Origin of the sequence: Psychrobacter sp. AntiMn-1 (assembly GCF_001854065.1) — a bacterium.
Lineage (GTDB): Bacteria > Pseudomonadota > Gammaproteobacteria > Pseudomonadales > Moraxellaceae > Psychrobacter > Psychrobacter pacificensis.
Genome location: NZ_CP012969.1, coordinates 1,823,991 through 1,836,430 on the forward strand (window position 1 = coordinate 1,823,991; position 12,440 = coordinate 1,836,430).

Genomic DNA, 12,440 nt, shown 5'->3' on the forward strand with positions numbered 1-12,440 from the left:
CAAGGAAAATTTAGACCAGTTCCACCTTGATATATAATGTATCTGTTTTATTTAGGATTGACTATATCGTTATCGTTATACTCATATTACACGATGGTATTCGTGCTATGCATCGATTTCATATATGTTTTATCGCTAGGCTGATATAGTAACGATCATGTCAGCCCCGTTTTTATATTTATTTTAATCAAAACCAGGGTTGTTGGCTTTAGTAAACATAAACCCTCAGCGCCAATAGCCGGTCTCTGATTGACGTCATATTATTGTTGTTTTGACGGCGTGCATGACCAACGTAGCTACTGTATGATGGACAAAACGTTATCTTGCCATCATTTCCATAATGCAGGATAACCCAAGGCATGGTTATTTCATACTGACTTTGTACAATTTTGTGGCTGCGCGCTGATATCGTGGCAGGCTTTGTATACATGTATATGAATCAAATCATGTTATGATAGCAAGCAAAACAAATCATAAAACAAACAAAAGTCAATTAGTAAAAATGCTATCGACTACTCGTTTATCAAGCTGGCTATCATCATCCCTGTTTTCCATCTTTTGCATTTTTAGACCACTGTTATTTGTCTAAGAATGCTTTTGCCCTTGCTACTTTATAGTGTATATATCATCTCAAGCTCATGTTGCGATTCATGATGGCTATCAATGTGATGACCCAGATACAATCAGTAATGATAACAATTGATCATAAACGAACGGTAGCGACTATCTTATAGCAGCTATGGATAGATATAAAATATGACAAGATTACAAAAGGATTAATTTATGGATACCGCCCTATTGCTATCCGGCGTGGTTGGGATTGGCATTGCCGCCCAATGGCTGGCTTGGTATTTGAAGCAACCGTCCATTTTATTTTTATTGCTCATTGGCATTATCATCGGACCAGTCCTGGGGGTATTTGACCCTGATTTGGTATTAGGTGAGCTGATGTTCCCCTTTATCTCTTTGGGCGTGGCAATTATTCTATTTGAGGGCTCGCTAACGCTAGAGTTTGATGAGATCAAGCAGCATGGTACTGTGGTGCAAATGCTGGTCTCGATTGGTGTACTCATCACCATCGCTATCGTGGCGCTGTCGACTTATTTGCTATTCGATGTCGACCCATTGATTGCATTGCTGTTTGGTGCGCTGGTCTGCGTGACCGGTCCGACAGTCATTATGCCGCTGTTGCGTAGCGTGCGCCCCAATAAAACCATCTCTAATATCCTCAAATGGGAAGGTATTATCATTGATCCAATCGGTGCAATTGCCGTGGTATTGGTCTATGAATATATCATCTCAGGCGGTGAAGCCAGTAGTATCTTGCTATTTGCCAAAATTGTCGTATTGGCAACCGCCCTTGGTATGGCAGGCGCTTGGTTGCTTGCTTTCCTCATGCGTCGTCATATGGTGCCTGAGTTTTTGCGCAATGTTTTTACCCTTGCATTCGTCTTGGTCTTGTTTTCGGTATCAAATCACTTGGAGCATGAATCAGGATTATTGACTGTGACCGTACTGGGTGTGGCTTTGGCAAACTGGCCAAAATTCCCACGCGAGACGATTCTAGAGTTCAATGAGTCTTTAACCGTTCTACTGATCTCTGTGCTATTTATTATTTTGGCCGCTCGTGTAGAGCTGGCAAGTTTATTGAGCGTAGGATTTGTAGGTCTGGTGCTCCTTGCTATTGTCATGTTTGTGGCGCGTCCATTATCAGTATGGGCGTCCTCCATCGGCTCCAACCTCAAAACCAATGAAAAGCTGATGATCAGCTGGATTGGCCCTCGCGGTATCGTCGCTGCTGCTATCTCATCCCTGTTTGCGATTCGTTTGCAAGAGTATGATATTCAAGGCGTTGAGCTGCTTGTACCATTGGTATTTATGGTCATCATCGGTACGGTAATGATTCAGGGTCTGGGCGCAAAGATGGTCGGCAACTTGCTGGGCGTACGTGAGCCTGAGACCAACGGTATTCTTATCGTCGGTTCAAACCCGATTGCCCTACTCATCGCTACCTCTCTTAAAGAGCAAGGCTTCGATGTCATCGTCGCGCATAATAACTATACCAATATCGCGCGCGCACGCATGAGTGGATTGCGTACTTATTTTGGCAACCCAATCTCTGATCACGCTGATCACCATCTTGATCTGATTGGTATTGGGCGTTTGTTTGCCATGAGTATGGACAAAGAGATGAATACCTTGTCTGAGATTCATTATCGTCATGAATTTGGCGAGCGTAAGCTATACCGTCTCAAGTTCAGTGATGAAAAAGTCAAAAGTGAGCGCGACGATAAACAGTCAAACTTCCATTCACAGTGGCTGTTTGGCAAAGATGTGACATATACCAAGCTTGCTAGTATGCTGTCCAAAAAAGCCCGCATCAAAATCACCAACATTACTGACAGCTATAGCTTTGAGCAGTATAAAGCGGATAACAAGCAGTTTGTGCCACTATATACCATAGACAAAGAAGGCAAGCTGCACGTCATCACTGATAAGTTCGAAGGTACGGTGCCTCGCGATCGCAAGCTTATCTCCTTAGTTGTGGATGATGAAGTACAGCCAAAACCAGTGGACGTAACACCAAAACAAGAGCAAGCGCGTATGGTCGCCGATGCCAACTTTGAGTCCAGCTCAAAAGCGCCTGAAAAGCGTAAAGAAAAAGAGCTGGGCAGCGATAACCTACAAAAACCAGCGCCAGAGGCACCAACTAATACGGCTCAAAATACTGAGCAAAGCGTCGCCAGTGCCCCTAATGCGAACAGCGCCATAGATAAGTCCAATACTGCGACAGTCGCGGCCGATGATAAGGCAGTAGCACCAAAAACAGAGGCTACCAACACAGCGAACACAGGTGTGATGACAGCAAACTCGACCGCGACCTCAAAGACTAAGCCGTCTAGTAATAGTAATGCCAATGGTAATGGCAACGCGCCTAAAAATAAAAAAGGAGCGCTTGATCCCAATCGTCTCCCTGACTCTGGTCAAGACAGTGCTACTCATTCGACTGCCAAAACTGACACCGACGCTTCTGGTGCGGCTGAGAAAGAAGCCAAGCAGAGTAAGCTGAATGACAAAAATAGTGATAAATAAACTCTATCGTTATTTACCCGCTAACGTCATAATTGGTTAAATAACAAACTGTCATCAATAAAAAGCCCCAGCGACATGCTGGGGCTTTTTATTTTTATCATATCTGCTTGATTATTAAATCTACTTACAAGATAAACATGCTCACTCAAATATGATTATTCAACATCAAATCTGTCTACGACTGCCTGCCATATCCGCGCGCTCACCTCATCAGTACTGCCTGACGCATCAATACGCTGGATACGTTCAGGATGCGAGCTTGCAAGTTGACTAAAACCGGTATGTACCCAAGTAAAAAACGCCATTGCTTGCTGCTCAAAGCGATCTGCTGCGCTGCGCTTATTGGCGCGTGCCATGCCCTCTGCTACAGGTAAATCAAGCCATAAAGTCAGCTCAGGCAACTGGATCACAAACTGCTCGATCAGCGTCTCAATTTTGGTCAGTATCGCTTTATCACCATGTCCGCGTCCAAAACCCTGATACGCAATAGTAGAGTCCGTAAACCTGTCACAAACGACCCATGTGCCACGTTGTAGCGCAGGCAGGATGACTTGCTGCATATGATCACAGCGTGCTGCAAATAATAATAAAAGCTCTGTATCATCCTCAATTTCAGTTGCAGGGTCTAGCAATATATCGCGCAGTCGCTCAGCAAACGGACTACCACCCGGCTCGCGCGTACGAAGGTATTGAATACCGTTTTTCTCTAGTTGCAAGCAGAGCTGTTCAATCGCCGTGGTTTTCCCGACGCCTTCCGTTCCTTCAAAACTAATAAACCGCCCTACAATAGGTGCGGTCGTCGTTTGTGAAGCATTTGATTCCGGTAGCGTGGACGATGCTGTACTCGTCTGTGCGGATGGCGCGTTGGTCTGTATAGATACTGACATGATATGACCTTATGTCATCGGTGAGCGCTATCGTTAGATTATAGCGCTCAATAAACGATACGTTTTATAAGAGATAAAGAAGTGCTTTATTGCGGCGGTGTTTGAGATTTTTTCTCACGCATGACGCTCAGATAGTCTTTTACCGCTTGGTTGTGCTCAGCCAAGCTATTGGTAAATTTGTGTCCGCCGTTACCAGTTGCCACAAAATATAACGCGTCGCTATCGGCAGGATGCAAGGTTGCTTCGATAGATGCGGCAGATGGCAGCGCGATTGGCGTTGGCGGTAAGCCATCAATCTGATAGGTATTATAAGACGTTTTTTCATCGATATCTTTGCGGCGGATATTACCATCATAACGGCTACCCATACCATAAATGATGGTCGGATCGGTCTGCATACGCATATTTTTAACCAAGCGATTTCTAAATACGGCAGAGACTAGCGGACGCTCTTCTGGTACGCTAGTTTCTTTTTCGATGATAGATGCCATTACTAGTGCTTCGTAAGGGCTATTATAAGGTAGGTCAGGCGCACGGTTTTCCCACGCATCAGTCAGCGCTTTTTGCTGGCGTTTATATAGGTCCGTGAGCACTTTTTTATCGCTCGTTCCTTCACCATAATAATAGGTATCGGGCGCAAACCACCCTTCAAGATTATGATTGACGATAGGATCACTACTGTTAGTCACGTTATCTGGCAATATACCAGCCAAATCTAACGCTTGTGCAATGCTGGCATTATCACTGCCTGCGGTCAGCACTTCTTTTTCGATATTGTCATTATCACGCAGCGCTTGATAGAGGTCTTTTGATGTTTTGCCTTCGATGATTTGCACCTTTACCATGGCTGCTTTTGCGCCCTGCTCTAATATTTGCAATGCCTCAGCAATGGTTGGATTTTCAGGTAATTGATAGATACCTGCATGCAAAGGCGCATCAACTTGCGACTTGATATATAGCTTGGCTACGCTGGCCGAAAATAGCGGAATCTGATTTTGCCACTGCGGCAATAGGCCATAATACGTCTGACCTTGCTCAATCGTGACCATTTGCTGCGGCTGCTCGATACGGCCAAATAAGGTCTGATATACCATGACTAAGAAAAATGCAGCAATGAGCCCTAGCACTAGCAATATTTGATAACCGCGCTGCATAAAAAACGAGGGATTGTTGACTTTATATTGACGCGGTTTGCTGTTGCCACTGATCAGTGAGACATTGGTTGCTGGCGTGTCTTGCACCCCATCTACCACTGGTTGCGCGTCCGGTAGCGTGGTGTCTACACGCTCCTCGACTGTGCCATCTTGCTTGTTTGACGGCGACTCATTGGGACGTTCAGGTGGTGTATTGGGTGTGGGCTTGCTCATGGCAACTCGCGAGGCAGATGTTTGCTAGAATTTAGCACTGAACCGTACGATTTTCAATGGTATTTGCTTAGCTTATGCATTAACTTGGTCTATACACTGATTTATATGGCTCAACATTCCCACCTTTTACTGGTATTTTTATCACTGTCCATCGATGCTGACACTCTATTATGAATCTATATTTTGACCAAAGACTCGCCAAAAACTATCACTCTAAATCACAGATTATTCGTGTTCTCAGTGAAACATGGGTAACAGAAAATGGTTACTGTCCTAATTGTAGCGAGCAGCCTTTGACTGAATTTGCTAACGGTCAACCTGTCGCTGATTTTTACTGCGCGCATTGTAATGAGCAATATGAGCTAAAAAGTAAAAAAGCCAAGTTAAGCAACATCGTTAATGATGGCGCTTATAAGACGATGGTTGAGCGTATCAATAGTAAGGATAATCCCAGTTTTTTCTTTTTGACCTACTCAAAAGCATACGCCGTTAATAACTTTCTGATTATTCCCAAGCAGTTTTTTACCCCCGATATTATTGTTAAGCGTAAACCCTTATCAGTGACGGCAAAACGAGCAGGTTGGGTGGGTTGTAATATCGACTTACGAAAAGTGCCAGAATCAGGCAAAGTATTTTTGGTCAAAGACCAAAAAATCATAGATAAAGAGTCGGTTACCCAGCAATTCCAAAAGACCTTATTTTTACGCACGCAATCTATAGAGTCGCGTGGCTGGACATTAGATGTTTGGCAATGTATCGATCGACTTGATGCTCACTTCTCTCTCAATCAAGTTTATGCTTTTGCTGATGAGTTACAGCTCAAACATCCTGAAAACAACCACGTAAAAGATAAAATTCGCCAACAGTTACAGGTATTACGAGATAAAGGCATGATTGAGTTTGTCAGTCGTGGTCACTATCGAAAGTTATACTAAGAACACTTATCATCCCATAATGGCAAACCTTTGGCAGCAACCAAACGACCGTAAAACTTGTGAGGAGGATAATCTAGCTCTAGCTCATCATTTACTTTGAAAAAGTGCTTCACATTGCCATCGAGACAGGTATAAGCTCGATTTTTTACCTGTTTATTCCAGCTCATTAACAGCCCTAACGGAGTGCGAGAAGCTTTAGTAAAAGCTTGTCTTTCGGTTGTGATTGCACACATCACAGTATCTTCATGAAACTGCTTATCTAAACCTTGTTCAATGACTTCTTGACGGGTATGCGCATACTTAAACACACTTCCAAACGCTGTGTATTTTTTATCTTTCTTAGAATAGACAATACTAAATACTATCTGTGAATAGCAAGGTAAGTGAATTACTTCATCAGGATTTTCTTTTGCTACACAGCAAACTTTATTAAATATCATCAATCTACGAACTTGTAGCGGAATACGTTGATCTTTATATACCGAACGCATGCGATATTGTCCTTTTAAACATTTCCATTAAAAAAGGATCATTGATCGATTTGCTTTATGCCACAAGTCTGCGTAACAAAAGACGATCACTTCTTTTGAGGGCTTTTGCTAATCTAATTGGTATAAATGACTGAAGTGATATATGAGAGACTTTAATTCTTGAGGATATTTATGATAAAGACAGGCGGTTCAAATACTTATCAAATAGAAGTAATCGAAACGATGAGTGCACTTATAGAAGTGGTTGCAGAAGATGGTGAAATTGCTCTACTAAAAGCGCGAGAAATGTATAGAAGCGAGGATATTATTTTAGAACCTGATGATATGCTTGATACTGAATTTATTATCTTTGGCGTAGAAGAGGATGAGTAGCTAGCTCAAACCAAAAGTAGCTCTCAGTCCTTGTGAACATTAATGTATAAGCGTATAGATAATAGTAGAGCGCTTTCTCTTGACCAGTACATTCCATGATGGTTTAACAGTCAAAAACGGTAAAGTCCAGTCAGTCAATAAAGGTCAGTGGGACAAGCTTGTCAGTGACAATGATGCTTATTTATTCACCTATGAATGGCTTTTTGCTGTCCGAGAGAAAATGGCAGATAATGCGACATTATGGGTCAGTGGTACACATCACAATATTTTTACTCTGGGTCGTATTTTGCCGCAGCTTGGTTTTAAAATACTTAATGTTATAACTTGGGAAAAAACCAACCCACCGCCTAATTTTTCTTGTCGGTTTTTCACTCATTCTACAGAGTTCATTATTTGGGCGAGAAAACATCCTAAAGTGCCACATTATTTCGATTACGACTTGATGAAACGACTCAATAACGATAAGCAAATGAAAGATGTGTGGCGCTTGCCAGCAATTGCTAAATGGGAAAAATCTTGTGGTAAGCACCCTACGCAAAAACCTTTGGCATTATTGGCACAGATGATTTTAGCCTCTACTAAAAAAAATGCTTTGATACTTGACCCTTTCGCTGGATCTTCAACAACAGGTATCGCAGGTAATGTCTTAGAAAGACGTTTTATTGGTATTGAGCAGGAAACTGTATATTTACAGCTTAGCCAAGCGCGCTATGAAGACCTACAACATGAAGGGAGAAAAGAGTTTTTTAAACAACATTTCTATCGTTTATTAAATAAAGAAAATAACAGCTAAACAGATTTAAAATCCACAATATCACCTGACAATAACGTCAAACTGCTAATAGGCATGATGCCGCGCAGCGCATTGCAAAAGAATAACCGCGTCAACCTAGGCAAGTCCTCATCTGATAACGACCGTATCACCACTGGATATTTTGTCGTGGACAAAGCATCAATGAGCACTTGCCGCATCACACCAGCAACGCCCGATTGTTCCATGGAAGGGGTGTACCATTGACCTGTTGTTAGATAGCTCTCATGCTTGTTCTCAACACCTTCGTGGCCACTAGGGTGCGTTTCAGATTCGCATAAAGGCTCATCTGCTAACTGATAGAACACATTGCTCATCGTACCTTCAACCCAATGACCACTCATATCACGTAGCAGTCCTTCACTGAGGCTCTTTGTAACGTTAGCCGCCAGTGGTTCAGCTTTTATACGCTGTAGCTCGCCACTGGCAAGGACATTATCTAGGCGGCTCAGGCTTTTGAGTCCTGCCAGCGATGGCGGCAGGCAGGCAATCTGTGAAGATAAACATATCGCCGAGGCATTCGGCTGCATGGGTACTAGATTGCCATCAGGTAATGACAGTACCACAGCCGTGGAGACTCTCATAACAGCCGGTTTTAGCCAGATCTCACAAGCACTTCCTGATTCACTTGGTACATAGCCATAACCGCGAATGTCTTGTGCGGCGCGAGTCACCACGAGCTTGAGCATACCCTGCTCTAGCTGCTGGGCATATATTTTTAATACTGCCAGTAATTCCTCGCAGTCTATATCTAACTGCAAGGCGTCGGCATGGGAGATGAGCCGCTGATGATGGTAGTCTGCCCATAGGATGAGTCCGTCCATCACACCCATGGTCGTAAAAAATCCATCCGCATATGCTAGGCCGCGGTTGTCTGGCGACAGTGTCACCGCTTTGCTAGTTGCCGTATCGTCTTGTGGATATAGACATACCCAGCTGTTGGGCAGTGACGTCATGTCTAGCATCGCTTAGCTATTGTCTGTTTGGGCAGCGGATTTATTGATGACTAGCATACAGCTATAAAACTCACATTTTGCCAGTTCCACTTTCTGTCCGCCAATGACTCTGTTTTTGATGATTTGATTACTGAGCATATCAGCGACCATTTTGCCACCCTCATCACCCATCAGTCGGCGCGATAGTTGGTAGGCTTTTTTGGCATGGTCTTGGCTCAACTCTTTTTCTTTATCAGAATCGGTCGGATTGGCATAATACCAGCCAAGCTCAAGGTATTTTTCGGAGTCGATAATATCTAGATAAGGCGCGTCCGTCTTCATAAAGCGATATTTGGTGGCAGGATTACTGGCATAGTCTAGGCTATTTTCATCCGTACTTATTACTTTACCAAATGCTGACTTGATACTATCTAACTCATCGGTGCCAAGGGGCTCGCCCTTGTCAGCGTTCCATGCCGAGACATCGTATTTTACTGGTGTACCTTGTTGGGCGGTCGCGCCATCTAGATCAGGATTGTCTACCGCGCTGTTCTCTACAGGAGCCTCAGCCACAGCCTGCTCGCTGCTCTCAGCGTTTGTCTCTGGATTTTGAGCATCCTCTTTGGTGCTATCACAGCCGCCAAGCGTCACACTAACTGCCATTATCGTACCGACTAGAAGAGTCTGAAGGTTATGGTTCCACATAGATAATTTACTCACACTTTTAGATTGATCTTAAAAGAATATTAACGAGCTGGCCCACAAGCCACCGATAACAAAGGATTTTTTAATAAAGAATGTATGTAATAAAAGTTATAACCTAACAGTCATTAGAGCATATTATACTAATTAACATATAATCGATAGTTTACCCAACTGCTCAGCGCTTGACTACCTTTTAGGTTACACATAACGTTCCAAGAGGGTACATATTTGTTAAATATATCACTCATCAAACTCTGCCCGATATAAGGCTTATGAAGTGAGCCATTGGTTTGTCAATTATTAGGTTATCGCTTATGATAATTAATCATCAACGAGGCATGTTGACGATGCCTTGTTTATTTTAGCCAATGGACCCTTTATGACCCAACACTTCATCGTTATTGGCAACCCGATTGCCCACAGCAAATCCCCTGAAATTCATGCGCAGTTTGCCTTACAGGCTGGTATTGATATTCGCTATCAGCGCCAGTATTGCCCTGACGATGCTGCCAGTTTTACAGCGGTCATTGAGGCGTTTTTTCATGGTGGCGGTATGGGTGCTAATGTGACCGTACCCTTTAAGCAAGTCGCTTATGACTGCTGTGCGGCGCGCGGCGGCTTGTCAGAGCATGCCAAAACAGCAGGCGCGGTCAATACCCTCATGATAAATGAGGCGCTACTACAACAAGGCGCGTCGATAAAAGAGGCCATATACGGCGATAATACGGACGGACAAGGGCTCGTCAATCACATAACACGCTTAGGTTGGCCACTGGACGGTGCTCGCGTTGCCCTGATTGGCGCAGGCGGCGCGGCACGCGGTGTCATACTACCGCTGATTGAAGCAGGTATTGGCTCACTGACTATTGCCAATCGCACCGTGAGTAAAGCGGTAGATTTGGTGGACGAGCTGAGCGCAGCAAGTTCGGTGATTGCAGCGCAGCAGATTCAGACCTGTGCCACCAAGGATTTGAGCGGCACGTTTGATATGATTATCAATGCCACATCTATTGGCTTATCAGGCGATAAACTGCCGCTGGATGATGCTCTACACTGTCAATACGCTTATGACATGATGTATGGGCGCGACCTACCCTTTTTGCAGCATTTCGCGGCGCGTGATGCCCAAACGTCTGAAGGTTACGGCATGCTCATCGGACAAGCAGCATTGAGTTTTGAGCGCTGGACTGGTCATACAGTTGATGTCTCAAAAGCAACAGAAGCACTGAATCAAAATACTTAATGGAACTCTTAATCAGCAGCATCAAACTGCTGCTTTTTATTCACTAAAGCGCAGCAGCAGCCAATCCTCCAAACGCCGCAGTGGCTCACGCAATCGTGTAGAGTGGATGGCCAAACCACCGCTCAGACCAATCACACAGCCAAGTGCCGTATCAATCATGCGTGTATGAATGACATCTCCTGCCACTGGCGGCACCGGCATCGTGCTGCCGTACTCTGCGATAAATATCGTCAAGGGTGTAATAAAAATCACCGCCAGCCCATAATGCCGGTCGACAAACGACTCAATCAATAGCATCATACATAATATAGCCACGGCGACACCCCATCTCGATAGCCCCCAAGACAGCATCCAACTGGCAACCACCATACCAACCAACGTACCCAATATACGATGCAATTGCTTGATCCACATGGTTCGCAGCTGGATGCCTTGAATAATAATAAAGCAGCTCATTGCCACCCAATATGGATAAGGCATGTCTAATAAAACTGCTATTACCAACGCCAGACTGATGAAACTTACGACAATGAGGCTATCACTGATCATATCTGGCTCATAATGATAACTAGGCGCAGGGGCAATAGGACGTGTGGCGAGCAAAAACAGTGTATACAGTAGCGCGAGCAACATCGAAGATCCGCTACCCAATAACACAAGCCCTATCGCTGAGAGCACTCGATCTAACGGGACAGGAATAAACAGCGCGATTGCCCCAGCCATCAATGTAAATAGCCCTGCTGGTGGTGGCTGCTTATAATAACGACCCAACATCACCACGCTAAGCGCAACAAGCATAAAGACAGGCAGCCTGAGTATAGGTAATTGCTGCGCCATCAAACCCAGCGCAAAGCTGAGTATCATGGCAAACCCCCAAGCCATCACTGTCACTAGCCGATAAGGTAATCCGCCCACCAATGGCAGGTTTAAAATAATCATTGACCCTAGCGACGCTTTGATTCCAGCAGATAAGTCACCAAAGTAAGCGCCCACAAATACTGGAAAACTGATCGCAATCGCAGCAACAATAGGCATATGCCAGGGTCTTCGGCTACGATTGACGGTTAGTAAATGCCCAAGCTCACCATCAATGAGCCCCTTAATACGCGTGAATAGCGCGGTCAACCAAGAGGTTTGTTTGTGTAATTTTGACTCACTCATAGAGGGTCTGCCTTATTTATAGTCAATCAATATTAAAAGTGGTACAAGGCAGACGAGTGCAAGTACTACAGTAGTAGGCTAAACGAGTCTAACGCTGTAACACTTTAATAGTGGTTCGACTATATTATGTCTATTACTCTTCGGTCTTCTGCTTATCATCAATCATCTATAACAGATGATCTTTGAGCATATCCAGCACATATATCAGCCACTTCATAAAACTAAAATTAATTAATTAAGGTAAAAGTCATGAATAATAGTTATGAATTGTATATTTATTGGTCTATAAGATTTATAATCATATCAACGCAATAATAGCTGACGCTCAACAAGGACGTCCTAAAGCCCTTCACAATGGACTCGCTGTTTATTACTAGCACTCATAACAACAGATATAGTATCTATCTCGATTAAAATAATGACACATCGCTGACATGACT

At 43.9% G+C, this 12,440-nt stretch carries 11 protein-coding genes; 5 read left to right on the forward strand and 6 right to left on the reverse strand.

Features of this window, described 5'->3' with window-relative positions; translation table 11 throughout:
- Nucleotides 1-783 precede the first annotated feature (783 nt).
- Nucleotides 784-3,093 (forward strand): cation:proton antiporter domain-containing protein, encoded by a 2,310-nt coding sequence (locus AOT82_RS07720; protein ID WP_227517123.1) that lies wholly within the window; start codon nt 784-786, stop codon nt 3,091-3,093.
- 155 nt (nt 3,094-3,248) lie between these two features.
- On the opposite strand, the gene tmk is transcribed toward AOT82_RS07720, so the two are convergent.
- Together tmk and mltG are read right to left on the reverse strand one after the other, a co-directional pair.
- Nucleotides 3,249-3,881, reverse strand: coding sequence for a dTMP kinase (gene tmk / locus AOT82_RS07725; protein ID WP_071003715.1), 633 nt, complete (start codon nt 3,879-3,881; stop codon nt 3,249-3,251).
- A 185-nt stretch (nt 3,882-4,066) separates the two neighbouring features.
- Nucleotides 4,067-5,347: an endolytic transglycosylase MltG gene (mltG, locus tag AOT82_RS07730; protein ID WP_071002528.1), complete on the reverse strand. Its 1,281-nt coding sequence runs from the start codon at nt 5,345-5,347 to the stop codon at nt 4,067-4,069.
- A gap of 170 nt (nt 5,348-5,517) precedes the next feature.
- On the opposite strand from mltG, the gene AOT82_RS07735 reads away from it, so the two are divergent.
- On the forward strand, nt 5,518-6,282 hold the full coding sequence (locus AOT82_RS07735) for a DpnI domain-containing protein (protein WP_071002529.1): 765 nt from the start codon (nt 5,518-5,520) through the stop codon (nt 6,280-6,282).
- Here AOT82_RS07735 and AOT82_RS07740 read toward each other — a convergent pair.
- Nucleotides 6,279-6,773, reverse strand: coding sequence for a hypothetical protein (locus AOT82_RS07740; RefSeq protein ID WP_071002530.1), 495 nt, complete (start codon nt 6,771-6,773; stop codon nt 6,279-6,281). The two genes, AOT82_RS07735 and AOT82_RS07740, sit on opposite strands and share 4 nt — an antisense overlap.
- 171 nt (nt 6,774-6,944) lie before the next feature.
- Between AOT82_RS07740 and AOT82_RS07745 the strand changes: the two genes are divergently transcribed.
- Both AOT82_RS07745 and AOT82_RS07750 read left to right on the forward strand, forming a co-directional pair.
- The gene (locus AOT82_RS07745) at nt 6,945-7,145 is read left to right on the forward strand and encodes a DpnD/PcfM family protein (protein WP_071002531.1); all 201 of its coding nucleotides are present in this window, start codon (nt 6,945-6,947) and stop codon (nt 7,143-7,145) included.
- 79 nt (nt 7,146-7,224) lie between these two features.
- Nucleotides 7,225-7,938, forward strand: coding sequence for a DNA-methyltransferase (locus AOT82_RS07750; protein WP_071002532.1), 714 nt, complete (start codon nt 7,225-7,227; stop codon nt 7,936-7,938).
- Here AOT82_RS07750 and AOT82_RS07755 read toward each other — a convergent pair.
- Together AOT82_RS07755 and AOT82_RS07760 are read right to left on the reverse strand one after the other, a co-directional pair.
- Nucleotides 7,935-8,912, reverse strand: a complete 978-nt coding sequence (locus AOT82_RS07755) for an aminotransferase class IV (protein WP_071003716.1) — start codon at nt 8,910-8,912, stop codon at nt 7,935-7,937. The genes AOT82_RS07750 and AOT82_RS07755 overlap by 4 nt on opposite strands.
- A 12-nt stretch (nt 8,913-8,924) precedes the next feature.
- Nucleotides 8,925-9,611: a hypothetical protein gene (locus tag AOT82_RS07760; RefSeq protein ID WP_227517124.1), complete on the reverse strand. Its 687-nt coding sequence runs from the start codon at nt 9,609-9,611 to the stop codon at nt 8,925-8,927.
- A gap of 364 nt (nt 9,612-9,975) precedes the next feature.
- On the opposite strand from AOT82_RS07760, the gene aroE reads away from it, so the two are divergent.
- A complete protein-coding gene (aroE, locus tag AOT82_RS07765) occupies nt 9,976-10,839 on the forward strand; it encodes a shikimate dehydrogenase (RefSeq protein WP_071002534.1) in 864 nt (287 codons plus the stop codon).
- A gap of 36 nt (nt 10,840-10,875) precedes the next feature.
- Here aroE and AOT82_RS07770 read toward each other — a convergent pair whose 3' ends face one another.
- Nucleotides 10,876-12,000: an FUSC family protein gene (locus AOT82_RS07770; RefSeq protein WP_071002535.1), complete on the reverse strand. Its 1,125-nt coding sequence runs from the start codon at nt 11,998-12,000 to the stop codon at nt 10,876-10,878.
- Between the last annotated feature and the right edge of the window lie 440 nt (nt 12,001-12,440).

Excerpts from the sequence above, each read along its gene's own strand:
- AOT82_RS07740 (WP_071002530.1), bottom strand. The coding sequence starts at position 6,773 with ATGCGTTCGGTATATAAAGATCAACGTATTCCGCTACAAGTTCGTAGA.
- AOT82_RS07720 (WP_227517123.1), top strand. The coding sequence starts at position 784 with ATGGATACCGCCCTATTGCTATCCGGCGTGGTTGGGATTGGCATTGCC.
- AOT82_RS07755 (WP_071003716.1), bottom strand. The coding sequence starts at position 8,912 with ATGACGTCACTGCCCAACAGCTGGGTATGTCTATATCCACAAGACGAT.
- AOT82_RS07735 (WP_071002529.1), top strand. The coding sequence starts at position 5,518 with ATGAATCTATATTTTGACCAAAGACTCGCCAAAAACTATCACTCTAAA.
- AOT82_RS07770 (WP_071002535.1), bottom strand. The coding sequence starts at position 12,000 with ATGAGTGAGTCAAAATTACACAAACAAACCTCTTGGTTGACCGCGCTA.
- aroE (WP_071002534.1), top strand. The coding sequence starts at position 9,976 with ATGACCCAACACTTCATCGTTATTGGCAACCCGATTGCCCACAGCAAA.
- mltG (WP_071002528.1), bottom strand. The coding sequence starts at position 5,347 with ATGAGCAAGCCCACACCCAATACACCACCTGAACGTCCCAATGAGTCG.
- AOT82_RS07745 (WP_071002531.1), top strand. The coding sequence starts at position 6,945 with ATGATAAAGACAGGCGGTTCAAATACTTATCAAATAGAAGTAATCGAA.